At 47.7% G+C, this 18194-nt stretch carries 4 protein-coding genes; all 4 read left to right on the forward strand.

The window, feature by feature from the left end; all coding sequences use genetic code 11:
* Positions 1-619: 619 nt before the first annotated feature.
* From AB6E78_RS04300 to pfaD, 4 genes are read left to right on the forward strand one after another with little or no spacing between them, the layout of a single operon-like run.
* Positions 620-8458: a phosphopantetheine-binding protein gene (locus AB6E78_RS04300; protein WP_372132865.1), complete on the forward strand. Its 7839-nt coding sequence runs from the start codon at positions 620-622 to the stop codon at positions 8456-8458.
* Positions 8458-10491, forward strand: a complete 2034-nt coding sequence (locus tag AB6E78_RS04305; RefSeq protein ID WP_372132862.1) for a PfaB family protein — start codon at positions 8458-8460, stop codon at positions 10489-10491. The genes AB6E78_RS04300 and AB6E78_RS04305 overlap by 1 nt, the downstream gene beginning before the upstream one ends.
* Complete coding sequence (locus AB6E78_RS04310) at positions 10488-16454, forward strand: beta-ketoacyl synthase N-terminal-like domain-containing protein (RefSeq protein WP_372132858.1); 5967 nt, start codon at positions 10488-10490, stop codon at positions 16452-16454. The genes AB6E78_RS04305 and AB6E78_RS04310 overlap by 4 nt, the downstream gene beginning before the upstream one ends.
* A 30-nt stretch (positions 16455-16484) precedes the next feature.
* Entirely contained in the window at positions 16485-18122 is a 1638-nt protein-coding gene (gene pfaD / locus AB6E78_RS04315) for an eicosapentaenoate synthase subunit PfaD (protein WP_372132855.1), read from the forward strand.
* Positions 18123-18194: the final 72 nt, after the last annotated feature.

Consider the following 18194-nt stretch of genomic DNA (forward strand, 5'->3'; position numbering starts at 1 on the left):
AATTTGGGCAGGAAACACCCTTCATATGCGGACTTAAAACTAATTTTTCAAATAATAACAAATTAAAACACAGATCACACTTAGCCTTACGGAACAGGCATCTATTAAATGTTAATTACAAAAATCTGACATAGATCTCACCAAGTCAAAAAATAGAGCATAAACACTAAAAAACTTCTCATATCCATTAATTATCAATAAGTTAATTGCATTAAAAATACAAAAAACAAAAGTTCAGTAAAATCATCTGGTCTGAACAGATCATAGTGGCCTCTGGGAGCATTGTATCGGCCACTCACCTCGGGTAGCCTGCTCAACCATTAAACAAATTCACACGTTTTTATTGCGGATACCTGCTTTGCATAAAGCAGTACTTTGGACAGGATTTAAATGGACATTAACCTCACATTCGAATACCCCCTTCACGCATGAAACACGTTCTCAACGTCTGCAAGTCAATGAACTTCGCACCCCCTATTTCAGTCAGGTGGCCAACTTTCGGCAGCCTTACTCTTCAGCTGCGTTTGCCCAAATCTGTTTCAGATTTATTTTCGATTCAATTAAAAGCGCAGCCTCAAAACACGACATCGCCCTCAGTGATTTCAAGTGGAGACTCATAATGAGCCAACCCGAAAAAAATACACCGGAATCAGTCGACGACACTCGACTTAATAAACGTCTTAAAGACATGCCTATTGCTATCGTTGGTATGGCAAGCATGTTTGCGAACTCTCGCTACCTAAACAAATTCTGGGATTTGATCAGCGAAAAGATCGATGCAATTACCGAAGTGCCTGATACACACTGGCGCCCAGAAGATTACTACGACTCAGATCGTACTACGCCAGACAAGTCTTACTGTAAGCGCGGTGGCTTCATCCCAGAAGTTGACTTCAACCCTATGGAATTCGGCCTTCCGCCAAATATCCTAGAACTGACTGATACGTCACAGCTGCTATCTCTGATCGTGGCAAAAGAAGTACTTGAAGATGCGAAACTTCCTGAAGGTTACGATCGCGATAAGATCGGTATTACGCTTGGTGTTGGTGGTGGTCAGAAGATCGCTCAAAGCCTGAATGCTCGTCTCCAATACCCTGTATTGAAAAAAGTCTTCAAGAGCAGTGGCATTAACGACGAAGACAGCGAAATGCTGATCAAAAAATTCCAAGACCAATACATCCACTGGGAAGAGAACTCATTCCCTGGTTCATTGGGTAACGTAATTTCAGGTCGTATTGCTAACCGCTTTGACCTTGGTGGCATCAACTGTGTAGTAGATGCAGCGTGTGCAGGATCTCTAGCCGCAATGCGTATGGCTCTTAGTGAGTTGGTTGAAGGTCGCAGTGAAATGATGATCACAGGTGGTGTGTGTACTGATAACTCGCCAACCATGTACATGAGCTTCTCTAAAACACCTGCATTTACCACCAATGAAACCATTCAACCTTTCGATATCGACTCAAAAGGCATGATGATTGGTGAAGGCATCGGTATGGTTGCTCTTAAGCGTCTTGAAGATGCAGAGCGCGATGGCGACAGAATCTACTCAGTGATTAAAGGTGTCGGTTCTTCTTCGGACGGTAAGTTCAAGAGTATTTACGCGCCTCGTCCTGAAGGACAAGCGAAAGCACTGAAACGTGCGTACGATGATGCTGGTTTCGCACCGCACACGCTTGGTCTTTTAGAAGCGCACGGTACAGGTACTGCAGCGGGTGATGTAGCTGAATTTGGTGGCTTAAACTCGGTATTCAGTGAGAACAATGAAGAGAAGCAACACATTGCGTTAGGCTCTGTGAAATCTCAAATTGGTCACACCAAATCAACTGCGGGTACTGCAGGTTTAATCAAAGCTGCATTAGCACTGCACCACAAAGTACTGCCGCCAACGATCAACGTATCGGCTCCGAATCCTAAGCTGGATATCGAGAACTCACCGTTCTACCTAAACACACAAACGCGTCCTTGGATGAAACGTGTCGACGGCACACCGCGCCGTGCAGGTATCAGCTCATTCGGTTTTGGTGGCACTAACTTCCACGTTGTATTGGAAGAGTACACGCCAGAACACGCTCGCGGTGACAAATACCGTCAGCGCCAAGTACCGCAAACTCTATTATTCAGCGCGGAATCTCGTCAAGCACTGACCAATGAGCTCAAGCAGGTTTCAACTCAAGCTGCAGACGCTGCGTTCAAACTGGAAGCGCTTGCTGAACAACATAATTTGCGTGAAGTTGACGCTAAGCATGCTCGTATTGGTTTAGTCGTGACTGACCAAGCAGACCTTCAAGCGCAACTGACTCAAGCAGTTTCTATGCTTGAGAGCCAAACCAAAGCACATTGGCAGATGCCAAACGGTACTAGCTACCGTGAGTCGGCACTGATTGCTGAAAACGGTGCTGGTAAAGTGGCTGCATTATTTGCTGGTCAAGGTTCGCAATACCTAAACATGGGTCGCGAGCTTGCTTGTCATTACCCTGAGATGCGTCAACAGCTTGCTCAAGCGGATCAAGTATTTGGTCAGCACAAGAAAACGGCTCTGTCGCAAATTCTGTTCCCAATTCCAACCTTCACACCAGAAGCAACCAAAGCTCAAGAAGCGGTGTTAACCAACACAGCCAATGCTCAAAGTGCGATTGGTACTGTGTCTATGGGTCAGTTCGACATCATGACTCAAGCGGGCTTCAAAGCTGACATGGTCGCAGGACACAGCTTTGGTGAGCTAAGCGCACTATGTGCATCGGGTGTTATCTCGCAAGACGATTACTACCAGCTAGCTTTCGCTCGTGGCGATGCGATGGCGGCGACACCAAAACAAGGCGACAGCGGTACGATGTTTGCGGTCATCCTAGACGCAGACAAACTTCCAGCCGTCGAAAGCTGCATCAGCCAATTCGAAGGCGTGAGCATTGCCAACTACAACGCTCCGACTCAACTAGTTATTGCAGGTCCAACTGCGACGGTTCAACAAGCAGCACAAGCGCTAACAGAACAAGGCTTCAAAGCGATTGCTCTGCCAGTATCTGGCGCTTTCCACACACCACTTGTTGCTCACGCTCAAAAACCATTTGCTTCTGCAATTGATAAAGCTTCGTTCAGTGCTCCAACGCTGCCGCTTTACTCAAACGCAACAGGCAAACTACACAGCAAAGACGCTAAAGCGATTAAGAAAGCATTCAAGCAACACATGCTGCAATCGGTTCGTTTCAGCGAGCAAATTGAAGCGATGTATGAAGCAGGTGCGCGTGTATTCGTTGAGTTCGGTCCGAAGAACATTCTTCAAAAGCTGGTTGAAAAAACATTGGCTGATAAGAACGAAGAGCTTTACGCAATCAGCATCAACCCAAGCCCTAAAGGCGACAGTGACCAACAGCTTCGTCTAGCGGCGGTTCAACTGTGCGTGGCGGGTGTTTCATTAGACAACATTGACCCTTACCAAGCTGACATTGCTGAACCTGCAAAGGCATCACCAATGAACATCAAGCTGAATGCAACCAACTACATCAGCCCTGCTACTCGTAAGAAAATGGATCAATCATTGGCTTCGGGCAACGTCACCGAAAAGACTGAGATTGTTGAAGTAAAAGTTGAAGTCGAGAAAATCGTGGAAAAAGAAGTGATTAAAACAGAAATCGTTGAAGTACCTGTGGCTGCTCCTCAAGCTTCAAATGTACAACAGTCAGTTGCAACAGCGCCAAGTGCACAAGCAGCTCAGCAACCTCAAGTGGCACAACCTGCATCGGCGACTATTCAACCAACAGCTTCAGTAACGGTTGATGAGTCTTCACTGCAATCATTCTTCAATGCTCAACAACAAGCAGCAGAAGTACATCAGCAGTTCCTTGCAATTCCTCAGCAATACGGTGACACGTTCAACACCCTAATGTCTGAGCAAGCGAAAATGGCAACAGCAGGCGTAGCAATTCCTGAGAACCTACAGCGTTCTATGGAGATGTTCCACCAGCACCAAGCTGAAACGCTAAAAGCTCACGCTCATTACCTAGAAATGCAAGCGCACAGCAACAACTCAGCACTTAATATGCTGACACAAGGTTCAGTACAAACGGTACAACCAACCTTCGTTGCGCCAGTAAATGCTCAGCCAGTGATTCAAGCTCCAGCTACTCAAACTACTCCAGCAGCTATCGTTCAACAGCCTGTAGCTCAAGTGCAAACAGCTCCTGTACAAGCTGCGCCGGTTCAAAATACAACAGTTCAGAAAGCTCCAGTACAGAAAGCAGCTCCTGCACCACAAGTAGCGGCTCAAGCGGCAGCACAGGTTGCAGCTCAGCCTGTGCCAGTTAAAGCACAACCGGCTCCTGTGGCTGCACCAGTAGCAGTACAATCAGCCGATGCTGAAAAAGTGATGCTAGAAGTGGTCGCTGAGAAAACGGGTTACCCAACGGAAATGCTTGATCTAGAAATGGACATGGAAGCAGACCTTGGTATCGACTCAATCAAGCGCGTAGAAATCCTTGGTACCGTTCAAGACGAAATGCCAAACCTACCTGAGCTGAACCCTGAAGATTTAGCTGAGTGTCGTACTCTTGGCGAAATCGTCGGCTACATGAACAGTAAAAGCATGAACAGCAAGATGCCAGCATCAGCGCCTGTTGCAGCACAGCCAAGCGCAGCCGCTCCTGTTCAAGCAGCAAATGGCCTTGATGCGAAAGTCGTTCAACAAACCATGCTAGAAGTGGTTGCTGAGAAGACAGGTTACCCAACGGAAATGCTTGATCTAGAAATGGATATGGAAGCTGACCTTGGTATCGATTCAATCAAGCGTGTTGAGATTCTTGGTACGGTTCAAGATGAACTGCCTACTCTTCCAGAGCTAAACCCTGAAGACTTAGCTGAGTGTCGCACTCTTGGCGAAATCGTTAACTACATGAACAGCAAGCTTCCAGCTTCGGCTCCTGTAGTCGCTCAAACTGCAACAACTTCAGTGCAAGCAACTAGCGGACTAGATGCAGCTGTTGTTCAGAAGACGATGTTAGAAGTGGTAGCAGAGAAGACGGGCTACCCGACTGAAATGCTAGATCTAGCAATGGATATGGAAGCCGACCTTGGTATCGATTCAATCAAGCGTGTTGAGATTCTTGGTACGGTTCAAGATGAACTACCGACTCTTCCAGAACTAAACCCTGAAGACTTAGCTGAATGTCGCACTCTAGGCGAAATCGTAGCCTACATGAACAGCAAGCTTCCAGCTTCTGCTCCAGTAGCAGCTCAAGCATCTGCGCCAGCAGTATCAAACGGTTTAAACGCCGAGCAAGTTCAAAGCACAATGTTGAGCGTAGTAGCGGATAAAACGGGCTACCCAACAGAAATGCTCGACCTAGCAATGGACATGGAAGCTGACCTTGGCATCGACTCAATCAAACGTGTTGAGATCCTTGGTACGGTTCAAGACCAACTACCAACCTTGCCAGAGCTAAACCCTGAAGACCTAGCTGAGTGTCGTACTCTGGGTGAAATTGTAGACTACATGAACAGCAAGCTAGCTCCGAATTCGGAAGCAGCGACAGTAGCTCCTGCTCCAGAAGCCGCTGTAGAAAGCACGAGCAACGACCTAAACCCTGCTCACGTTCAATCAACTATGATGGAAGTGGTTGCCGACAAAACAGGCTACCCAGCAGAAATGCTCGACCTAGCGATGGACATGGAAGCTGACCTTGGTATCGATTCGATTAAACGCGTTGAGATCTTGGGTACGGTTCAAGACCAGCTACCAACGCTGCCAGAGCTAAACCCTGAAGACTTAGCTGAGTGTCGTACTCTTGGTGAAATCGTTACCTACATGCAAAGCAAGCTATCCGTTGCTGCACCTGTAGCGACTGCTAAAGCTGAATCAGTAACGCCTATCGCAGAAACAGCGACAGCGGAACTTCCTCCACACAATGAGGTAGCGCTAAAAAAGCTACCAGCGGCAGATAAACTCGTCGATTGTTTCTCAAAAGACGCTTGTGTCGTGATCACAGATGATGGTCACAACGCCGGTGTTCTTGCAGAAAAGTTGACCGCTAACGGCATTCAAGTTGCTGTAGTGCGTAGTGCTCTTTCTGCCGCGTCACCTTTAAACAGTGAAATCGCAAGCTACACACTTAACAGTATCGATGATGCTGGTGTAACTGCGGTTATTAACGACATCGAAGCAGACCTTAAAACGTCGAACAAAATGATTGCTGGCTTCATTCATCTACAAGCTATCGTTGATGCAAAACAAAGCAACGAGCAAGCGGTTAACTTGAATGCAGACTCAAGAGCTTCGCTAACCACAGCGTTCTTGTTCGCGAAGCACCTAAATGGCCAACTGAATGCTGTTTCTGGTCGCAGCGTGTTCTTCACGCTAAGCCGTATCGATGGTGGCTTTGGTTACCTAGATACTAAGCAACTAGCAAATGCAGAACTTAACCAAGCCGCGTTGTCTGGTCTAACTAAGACACTGAGCCATGAATGGTCAAACGTATTCTGCCGTGCATTAGATGCTGACGCTTCGATTGATGCTCGTCACCTAGCTGAAGCTATCACAGGCGAACTGTTCGATATCGATACCAACACGGTTGAAATCGGCCTTAGCCATGCGGAAAACGGGGAATCTGGTCGTGCAACATTGATTGCGACAACACCAGGTGATGCGCAAACCAAAAACGCAGGTGCTCAGCTCACCAAGAGCGACAAAGTTCTGGTGACGGGTGGCGCTAAAGGCGTGACGTTTGAATGTGCACTGACACTTGCTAAGCAATGTAAGTCTCACTTCATTCTTGCAGGTCGTAGTAAGCATATTACTTCAGCTGAGCTACCTCAGTGGGCACAAGGCAAGCAAGAGAAAGAACTAAAACCAGCGGCTATCGCTCACCTACAAGCAACAGGTGACAAACCAACGCCGAAGAAAGTTGATACCTTGCTAAAACCGGTATTGAGCAGCCTTGAAATCAACGCAGCACTTGCCGCTTTCAACGAGATTGGCGCGAGCGCTGAATACCTAAGCTTAGATGTGTCGAACCATGAGTCAGTAGCGAAAACACTGGCGAATTTCGAAGGCATCACGGGTCTCATCCACGGTGCAGGCGTACTGGCTGACAAGCACATTCAAGATAAAACGCTTGATGAACTGAACATGGTTTACGGTACGAAAGTGGGCGGACTAGAAGCAGTTCTTAGTGGTCTTGATAGCAGTAAGCTAAAACTGATTGCGATGTTCTCTTCGGCGGCGGGTTTCTACGGAAACACAGGCCAAAGTGACTACTCGATGTCTAACGAAATCCTAAACAAAGCGGCTCTGCAGTTGTCTGCGCGTAACCCTCAAGCAAAAGTGATGAGCTTCAACTGGGGACCGTGGGACGGTGGCATGGTCAACGCAGCATTGAAACGTATGTTCACAGAGCGCGGCGTGTACGTAATTCCTCTTCAGGCAGGTGCAGAGCTGTTTAGTTCTCAACTACTGAACGAAACTGGCATTCAACTGCTGGTTGGCACGAGCATGCAAGGTTCTGACAACAAGGAAGCTGCTGTAAAAAAGCTTAATGCGGAGTCTGTGCATCTTGCAAAGAGTCCGCTGAATACAAGCATCACTGTGACACGTCATCTTGATCCGAAGGCATTGCCTTTCATTCAAGATCACTGCATTGCCGGTAACCCAGTGTTACCGACAGTGTGTGCTATCCAATGGATGCGTGAAATAGCAGAGCAACTGTTAGGGGTGAACGTTAGCGTTCACAACTATAAACTGCTTAAGGGTGTGATTTTTGATACTGATGAAGTGCAAGAGCTAACGCTTGTCTTGTCTTCAGACGATAAATCAAAAGATCAGCTAAAAGCAGTAATCAGCTGCCAAGGGCGACCACAGTATCAAGCTCAGTTGCAAGTTGCCTCTGTGCAAGTGTCTGAAGATGTTCAACAAGCGTCGACAAAACGCTTTGAAGCTAACTCTTCAACACCAGTAACAACGGCACAAGCTCTATACAGTGACGGCACTCTGTTTCACGGACCAAGACTGCAAGGTATTACCTCAGTTGAACGCTTTGACGACTTAGGCTTATTGGCTCAATGCCAGTTGCCTCAGATTGAAAACAGCGACTGCGGATCATTTATTCCGAAGCAAGGCTTTGGCGATAGCCAACCATTTGCTGAAGATTATCTGTTGCAAGCAATGCTGGTATGGGCTCGATTGAAGTACGGCGCGGCAAGTCTACCGTCTGCAATTGGTGAGTTTGTTTGTTACGCACCGATGCACAATGGTGACCAAGGTTGGCTAGAACTGAGCGTGATAAAAAGCACGGCTCGTTCACTGCAGGCTGATATCTCGCTTTACCACCAAGATGGTCGTTTAAGTGCGGTAATGAAAGGTGCCAAAGTCACCATCAGCAAGAGCTTAAATGACGCATTTTTGCCAAAATCTAGCTCAGCAGTGCCGAAGAAAGAAGCGACTAAGAACCCAGAAAAGGAGCAATTGTCATAGTGACTGTTCCTACTAATAAAGCGATGCCATTGCGCATCGCTCTTTTAGCTCAGCCAGCAAACGCGGCTGAGCTTTCTGCCGACTTATCACCTTCGCTTCCAGAGATTGTTACTGTTGTGGTTGATGGCAATTTTAATCAAGCACTTACTCACGCCATCGAGGCAGTCAATCAAGGTGGCGTGGTTAAGCTCTGTTTGGATTCTCACTCACCATCATTGTTGATGTTGAGTGCGCTGAATGCTGCTCAAAACAAGATTCATCCACACGCTTATCTAGCGGGTTTTGTAGATACAGCTACTGGAGATAGCGTTCAGCTTGCTCTGGATATTGCGCGCCGCCCCGCTACAGATTTAAGTCATCAACAGCAACACTCTGACTTATCGGCTTCGCAGCAGTTTGATGAATTGTTGAATATAGTTAATGCGATATCGAGCCGTTCATTACCTAACCATTACTGGTTCACTGAGCCAAACAAAGCACGTGTTGCTGCGTTAACTTTCAGTGACGATAGCCCAAAAGCCACCAGCCTGATATTGACTCAAGCGACCGGTTTGCACGAGCCAAAGCCCTTGCTATCCAGCGAGCGTTTGATGTTTGTAGTTTCTGGCAATGACCAAGCCGAACTGGTTTCTCAGTTAACCTCGTTAAGAGAAGAGCTTAAATGCGTTAACGAATCGGCAGACCATGAACTTGCTATCGCCAGCTTGATGTATTCAAACCTAAGTCATTTCCAAAGCGCTCAACACCATGCTGGCCGTGGTGCGAACATCGTGATTCAAGCCGCTTCAATTGAGGCTGCACTACAAGAGATCACCGCGATAGAAAATGCGTTGCCAAAAGTAGTGGGTGACAATAGCCACTACAAAACGCCAGCAGGCAGTTGTTTCTCACCGATGTCTCAAAGCAAAGGTGGCGTTGCATTTGTTTACCCTGGTGTTGGCACGGTTTATCCCGGCATGTTGCGCGAATTTCACCACCATTTCCCACAGTTATTTGCTCGCTTAGAACGCGAAGGTAACTTGAAAGAGATGCTGCAGGCTGAAAAAACCTACGCTAAAGACTCGCAAGAAATGTCGCTTAGTGAATTGGCAATTGCAGGTGTAGGCAGTAGTTATCTGTTAACACAACTGCTATGTGATGAATTCAAAGTGCAGCCAGATTTCGCTTTGGGTTACTCCAAGGGTGAAGCTTCCATGTGGGCCAGCTTAAATGTTTGGAAAAACCCACATGCGCTGATTGAGATGACTCAAACCAGTCCTATTTTCACGACGGCTATTTCTGGCGAACTCACAGCTGTGCGTCAAGATTGGCAGCTGAACGGCAACGAAAGCATCCAATGGAATAGCTTTGTGGTTCGCAGTGATGCACAAGCGATTGAGGCTCTGTTACCAGAATTCCCACGCGCTTATCTCGCTATCATCCAAGGTGATACTTGCGTGCTAGCAGGTTGTGAAAGCACATGTCGTGCACTACTCAAGAAACTGGGTAAACGTGGTATTGCCGCTAACCGTGTTACTGCGATGCACACCACACCAGCATTGAGCCAACATAGCCAAGTGCGTGAGTTTTACACGCAACCACTGTTCGACGAATTGCCAAAGCATATCCGCTTTATCAGCGCAGCAGGTCTACCGACGGGCGCACCAATCAATATAGACAGCGACAGCATCGCCCTTTCGATTGCCGACACTTTCTGTTCGACGCTGGATTTCACCGCGTTGATCCAAAGTGCACGTCAACAAGGTGCGCGTCTGTTTGTCGAAGTAGGTGCCGATCGTCAAACCAGCACATTGATCGACAAGATCAATCGTAGCGACAACGTAGCAGACCAATACTGCACAATCGCTTCCAATGCCAAAGGCGGTGACGATGTTGTCACGCTCATAAAATGCATTGGTCAGCTCATTACTCATCAAATCCCATTGTCTGTCGAGCCTCTTATCCAAGGACTAGAACAACAGATCACCGCAGCTAAGCAATTAAGCGGTTTGTCTCAAGGCAGCGCAGTGAATCATCAAGGAGAGCTAGTATGAGTTCTCAATCGAAACCATCTCAATATAAATATCAGGCTCAAAACAAACAGCAAGTGAAGTGCAATAAGATCGCGATTGTCGGTATTGCTAACCAATACCCAGAAGCCGATACGCCAAAAGACTTTTGGCAAAACTTGCTGGATAAAAAAGATTCTCGAACCACATTAAGCGCTGAAAAGTTAGGTGCTAAACCTGAAAGCTATCAAGGCGTTCAAGGTGAATCAGACCGCTTTTACTGTGACAAAGGCGGCTACATCGAAAACTTCAATTTCGATAGCAATGGCTACCGCTTAACAGCAGAATCGTTCAACGGTGTTGACCAGAGTTTCCTATGGGCTTTGGATACCAGTCGCAAGGCGTTAGTCGACGCAGGCATTGATTTAAATGCCGATGTTTTAGAGCGCACAGGCGTGATCATGGGTGCCCTTTCGTTCCCAACCACACGCTCAAACGACCTATTTCTGCCGATGTATCACTCAGTGGTCGAGAAAGCACTTAAAGATAAATTGGCTAATGATCAGTTTTCACTGCTACCAACCAATGAAACGGCTCAAGACCTCAACCCGATCAATGGTGCTGCGGCACATAACGCCTCTAAATTAGTGGCTGATGCATTGGGTCTTGGCAACGTGCAACTTAGCCTAGATGCGGCATGCGCAAGCTCAGTGTATTCATTGAAGTTAGCTTGTGATTACTTGAACACAGGCAAAGCCGACATGATGTTGGCAGGCGCGGTATCAGGTGCTGACCCATTCTTTATCAACATGGGTTTTTCCATCTTCCACGCTTACCCTGACCACGGTGTTTCGGTTCCGTTTGATAGCAACAGTAAAGGTCTGTTTGCTGGCGAAGGTGCCGGTGTTTTAGTCCTAAAACGCTTAGCTGATGCAGAACGTGATGGCGACAATATCTATGCAGTTGTCAGCGGTATTGGCTTGTCGAACGACGGCCGTGGCCAGTTCGTATTAAGCCCAAACAGCAAAGGACAAGTACAAGCCTTTGAACGCGCTTACGAGGCTTCAAACCTATCACCAGACAGCATTGAAGTGATTGAGTGTCACGCAACCGGCACACCATTAGGTGACAAGGTTGAGTTAACCTCAATGGAGCGTTTCTTTGCTGACAAATTGAATGGTTCTAACCCGCCATTGATTGGCTCTGCGAAGTCAAACCTCGGCCACTTACTGACTGCTGCGGGTATGCCGGGGATTATGAAAATGATCTTTGCGATGAAAGAAGGCGTGCTTCCTCCAAGTATTAATTTGGACAAGCCACTATCGTCGCCCGAAGGTTTATTTGGCCCACAGACTCTGCCAACGCAGGTTCAACCTTGGCCAAGTAAAGCGGGTAACTCAGAGCGCTGCGCGGGTGTTTCTGTATTTGGTTTCGGTGGTTGTAACGCTCACTTACTGCTTGAAGCGTATTCAGACACGAGTCATGTAAACCAGACTTTAGAGTCGGCATCTCCAAGCCTACAACCGTCTAATTTAAGCATTACTGGCCTAGCGTCTCACTTCGGTTCTCTGCAAAGTATCAACGCGCTGAGCACTGCGATTGAAACCAACAACGATGCTTTCATTGCCTTGCCTAAGAAGCGCTGGAAAGGCTTAGACCAACATCCAGAATTACTGAATCAGTTTGGTTTACGTGGCATTCCAAACGGCGCGTACATCGACCAATTCGATCTCGATTTCCTACGTTTTAAAGTGCCGCCAAACGAAGATGACCGTTTGATCTCTCAGCAGTTGCTACTGATGAAAGTTGCAGACGAAGCGATCAAAGATGCCAAGCTTGTAGCAGGCCAAAAGGTTGCAGTACTCGTTGCGATGGAAACAGAGCTTGAGATGCACCAATTCCGTGGACGCGTAAACCTGCATAGCCAATTGGCTGACAGCTTTGCCAACATGGGTATTGAGCTAACACAAGACGAATACCAATCGCTAGAAACCATCGCGATGGACAGTGTGATGGACGCAGCCAAGCTGAACCAATACACCAGTTTCATCGGCAATATCATGGCTTCGCGTATCTCGTCATTGTGGGACTTTAATGGCCCTGCCTTTACGATTTCAGCTGCTGAACAGTCAGTTGCGCGTTGTATCGATGTCGCACAAAACCTGATGTCGCAAGAATCGATGGACGCAGTTGTTATTGCAGCCGTTGACCTTAGTGGCAGTGCAGAACATGTGATTATCAAGAACAGCGTGAGCCCAGTGTCACTTTCTCCAAAATTCGGACAACCGCAAGACGGCAGTTGGAATGTAGGCGAAGGCGCAGGTGCCATTGTTCTTGTTGAAGAAAACCGAGTAGCTAGCGACCAAGATACGGCTTACGGCAGCATCAACGCATTAGCCTTTGGCTCAAGCGAGCGTAACAACGCCGTTGCTGACGAGTTACTGACTCAAGTCGGTATGAGTTCGAACGATGTTTCTCTGCTTGAGCTTAACCATGCATCAGAGTCTTTGTCACAAGAGCAAACACCTATCAATCTAGGAAGCAGCACTAAGACAATTCAAGCGAGTCAACGTGTTGGTCATTGCTCTGCTGCTTCTGGCATGGCAAGCCTGCTACACGGTCTGCTCAACCTGAACCTTGAGTCTCTGAATCCAAATGTCAGCTCTAAGAGCGCGATTGTTGCCAACATCAGCGAAGGACAATGCTCACAGCTACTACTAAGCCAATCGAATGTTGAATCTCAAGCTCTTTCGGTTCGTTTAAGCAGTGAACTGGCAAGTGATGTTAAGCGTCAATTGGTTAAACAAGTGACTCTAGGTGGTCGCGATATTTATCAACATATTGCCCAAACCCCAGTGACCAATTTGGCAACGATTCAACAGAAAGCTTCTGGTAAACAAGCAGCAAGAGTGGCGTCGGTTCCAACGACAGCAAGCATTCAAGCAGCTCTTGTGCAAAAAGAGTTAGAGAAGAAAGCATTAACGCAGAACGCGATAGAGCCAGTAATCGAAACTCCTACATCAGTCTCCCCTACTCTGGCGCCAACTCGCCACAGTCAGCTAACAGGTAACCACAGCAATATGACTCATGTCCTATCCGCTAAAAATGGCGTATCGAATATCGACGCTAATACGGATGCAGCATCACAGCCGTCTGTAACACCACACAACCAAGCTTTTGCTCAGAACCAGCAAGCAGCGCAGCAAGTACACAAAGCATTCTTGCACACTCGTGCCCAAGGCATGCAGATGGCTGATGCGTTATTAAAAGCACAGCTAAACGCAGTGACGTCTGGTTTAGATAGCAATGCCCTTTCTCAACAAACGAATGGTCAACAAACGAATGGCCAACAAACGCCAGCTCAGCCTGTTCAAGCTCAACCGGCTCCGGTTCAGTCAGTGCCAGTCAACGTACTTGCAACGCCAGTACCAGTAAAACCTATCCGTAAACCATGTATCTGGGATTACGATGATCTGGTTGAATACGCTGAAGGCGATATTGCGAATGTATTTGGCCCTGACTACGCGATCATCGATAGCTACTCGCGCCGCGTTCGTTTGCCAACTACCGATTACCTATTGGTTTCTCGTGTGACTAAGCTGAACGCGACCGTTAACGAGTACAAGCCAAGCACCATGACCACCGAATACGACATCCCAGTTGATGCTCCGTATCTTGTCGATGGTCAGATCCCTTGGGCTGTCGCGGTAGAATCTGGTCAGTGCGATCTAATGCTGATCAGCTACCTAGGTATTGACTTCGAAAACAAAGGCGAGCGTGTTTATCGCTTACTTGATTGTACGTTGACTTTCCTTGGCGACTTGCCTCGTGGTGGCGATACGCTGCGTTACGATATCTCAATCAACAACTTTGCTCGCAATGGCGACACGTTGCTGTTCTTCTTCTCGTACGAATGTTTCGTTGGCGACAAGATGATCCTGAAAATGGATAACGGCTGTGCGGGCTTCTTCACTGATGAAGAGCTAGCAGACGGCAAAGGTGTGATTCACACTGAAGATGAAATCAAGGCTCGTAAACTTGCGACTAAGCAACGCTTCGACCCTATGTTGCACTGCCCTAAAACCCAGTTTAACCACCAAGAACTGCGCCACCTACTGACTGCAAACATTGCAGAGTGTTTTGGCCCAACTCACCAATCTGATCGCCACCAGCCTTCTTTGTGCTTCAGCTCAGAGAAGTTCATGATGATCGAAAAGGTTAGCCGTGTTGAACCGCAAGGCGGCACATGGGGACTTGGTCTGATTGAAGGTCACAAGCAGCTAGAGCCTGAGCACTGGTACTTCCCTTGTCACTTCAAAGATGATTCAGTAATGGCTGGTTCTTTGATGGCAGAAGGTTGTGGTCAACTGCTTCAGTTCTTCATGATGCACCTTGGCATGCACACGCTTGTCCAAAATGGTCGTTTCCAACCACTTGAAAATGCCCCTCAACAAGTACGCTGTCGTGGTCAAGTTCTACCACAATCGGCAGAACTGACGTACCGCATGGAAGTGACTGAGATTGGTCTAAGCCCTCGCCCATACGCGAAAGCTAACATCGATATTTTGCTGAACGGCAAAGTGATTGTTGATTTCCAAAACTTAGGTGTGATGATCAAAGAAGACGACGAATGTACTCGTTATCTGCCTTCTTTAGAAACAGCTGTCGCGACCCCTGTTATCGAAAGCTTGGACCATAAAAGCTTGGGCCATACACCAGCAGTGAACCAACAAGCTTCAGCGAATGCGCCATTGATGGCACAAATTGAAGACCTAGAAACTGCACCTAACAAAGGTGTGGTTCCTCTTCAACACGTTGAAGCTCCGGTAACTCCAGATTACCCGAACCGCACACCCGATACGGTTCCATTCACGCCATACCATATGTTCGAATTCGCAACCGGCGATATCGAGAAATGTTTCGGCCCTGACTTCTCAATCTACCGTGGAATGATCCCACCACGTACTCCGTGTGGCGACTTGCAGCTAACCACCCGTGTCGTTGAGATTGACGGTAAGCGTGGCGACTTCAAGAAGCCTTCATCGTGTATTGCAGAATACGAAGTGCCAGAAAACGCATGGTACTTTGATGAAAACAGCCACCAGACCCTAATGCCTTACTCGGTATTGATGGAGATTTCACTGCAGCCAAACGGCTTTATCTCTGGCTACATGGGCACCACGCTTGGCTTCCCAGGTGAAGAACTGTTTTTCCGTAACCTAGATGGCAGCGGTAAAATGCTGCGTAACGTCGACTTGCGTGGCAAAACGATTACCAACGATTCTCGTCTGCTTTCAACGGTAATGATGGGCACTAACATCGTACAGAGCTTCAGCTTCGAACTGAGCACTGACGGCGTACCTTTCTACCAAGGTACAGCGGTATTTGGTTACTTCAAAGGCGCAGCCCTGAAAGATCAGCTGGGTTTGGACAACGGTAAAGTAACTCACCCTTGGCACGTTGATAACAATCGCACGCCGGATGTAAACATCAACCTGCTAGACAAAACGACGCGTTACTTCAATGCACCTATTTCTGCTACTGGTGAAGTGCAAGAGCACTACCAGCTGGCTGGCGGTCGTTTGAACTTTATCGATACTGTGCAGATCACCAGCGATGGTGGTAAAGATGGCCTTGGTTACCTATACGCTGAGCGTACGATTGACCCAAGCGATTGGTTCTTCCAGTTCCACTTCCATCAAGATCCGGTAATGCCAGGCTCTCTAGGTGTCGAAGCGATCATCGAGTTAATGCAAACCTATGCGCTAAACAAAGATCTTGGCGCTGGTTTCCGCAATCCGAAATTTGGTCAAATCCAATCGGAAGTAAAATGGAAATATCGTGGTCAGATTAACCCTCTGAACAAACAGATGTCTCTGGATGTACACATCACTGCGATTAAAGATGAAGACGGTAAACGCATCATCGTTGGTGACGCAAACCTAAGCAAAGATGGTCTGCGTATTTACGAAGTGAAAGACATCGCGATTTGTATCGAAGAAGCATAATCCTGACACGGGACTAGGAAAGAAATAATTATGACAACTCAAACTACTATCAATAACGAAAAGCTATCTCCGTGGCCTTGGCAGGTCGAAGAGAACACAACGCGTTTCGATAACGCAGCAATGTCGACAATCTTGAAAGATTTAAGCCTGGCTTGTTACGTCGTGAACCACCCAGAAAAAGGCTTAGGCGTAAGCCAACAAGCAGAGATTGCATCAGGCGATTCAGCAAGCTCAGCGAACAACCAACCTGTTAGCGCATTTGCTCCCGCTCTTGGTACACAAAGCCTAGGCGACGAAGATTTTCGTCGCTGTCATGGCGTGAAATACGCTTACTATGCAGGCGCAATGGCAAACGGCATTTCATCTGAAGAGTTAGTAATTGCCCTTGGCCAAGCTGGCATTCTTTGTTCATTTGGCGCGGCGGGCTTAATCCCGTCTCGCGTTGAGCAAGCGATCAACCGTATTCAAGCAGCACTGCCAAACGGTCCTTATGCGTTTAACCTGATTCACAGCCCAAGCGAACCCGCTCTAGAGCGCGGCAGTGTTGAACTATTTTTGAAGCACAAAGTGAAAACCGTTGAGGCTTCAGCATTCTTAGGTTTAACACCGCAAATCGTTCACTACCGTGCCGCGGGCCTTAGCCGCGATGCACAAGGTGAGGTTCAGATAGGCAACAAAGTTATTGCCAAGGTAAGCCGTACTGAAGTCGCGAGTAAATTCATGCAACCTGCTCCTGTGAAAATGCTGCAAGCTTTGGTTGATGAAGGCCGAATCACAGCAGAACAGATGGAACTGGCACAGCTGGTTCCTATGGCCGATGACATTACCGCAGAAGCCGATTCTGGTGGTCACACCGATAACCGCCCACTGGTTACCCTACTGCCAACGATTCTTGCGCTGAAAGAGCAAATCCAAGCACAATACCAATTCAAAACACCATTACGTGTTGGTTGTGGTGGTGGCGTCGGCACGCCTGACGCAGCTCTAGCAACGTTTAACATGGGCGCGGCATACATTGTTACTGGTTCTATTAACCAAGCCTGTGTTGAAGCTGGCGCGAGCGAACACACACGTAAGCTGCTTTCGACAACTGAAATGGCTGACGTGACTATGGCTCCGGCAGCAGACATGTTCGAAATGGGCGTGAAGCTGCAAGTGGTTAAGCGCGGTACCTTGTTCCCAATGCGTGCAAACAAGCTTTACGAGATCTACACACGCTACGACTCCATTGAAGCGATTCCAGTTGAAGAACGTCAAAAGCTAGAGAAGCAGGTATTCCGTTCAACATTGGATGACATCTGGGCAGGTACTGTTGCTCACTTTAACGAGCGCGACCCTAAACAGATCGAACGCGCTGAAGGCAACCCGAAGCGTAAAATGGCGTTGATTTTCCGCTGGTACTTGGGGCTTTCTAGCCGCTGGTCAAACACGGGCGAACAAGGTCGTGAAATGGATTATCAAGTATGGGCTGGCCCTGCACTTGGCGCATTCAACGCGTGGGCAAAAGACAGCTACCTAGATGATTACCAGCAGCGTAATGCGGTCGACCTTGCTAAGCACCTGATGCACGGTGCGGCTTACTTAGCACGTGTTAACCTGCTGACTTCGCAAGGCATCAAGCTTGATCCAGAACTAGCACGATGGAAGCCAACTCAAAGAATGGCGTAAATGACCTAAATGGACTGGTTGACGAGTAACTAATTACTCAGCGACAGGAAACAAAAAAGCGACCTTATCGGG

The organism is Vibrio sp. 10N.247.310.98 (assembly GCF_041467395.1).
Taxonomy (GTDB): domain Bacteria; phylum Pseudomonadota; class Gammaproteobacteria; order Enterobacterales; family Vibrionaceae; genus Vibrio; species Vibrio crassostreae_C.

What these genes read in the sequence shown, in the direction of transcription:
- AB6E78_RS04310 (WP_372132858.1), top strand. Translation starts at nt 10,488, where the DNA reads ATGAGTTCTCAATCGAAACCATCTCAATATAAATATCAGGCTCAAAAC.
- AB6E78_RS04300 (WP_372132865.1), top strand. Translation starts at nt 620, where the DNA reads ATGAGCCAACCCGAAAAAAATACACCGGAATCAGTCGACGACACTCGA.
- pfaD (WP_372132855.1), top strand. Translation starts at nt 16,485, where the DNA reads ATGACAACTCAAACTACTATCAATAACGAAAAGCTATCTCCGTGGCCT.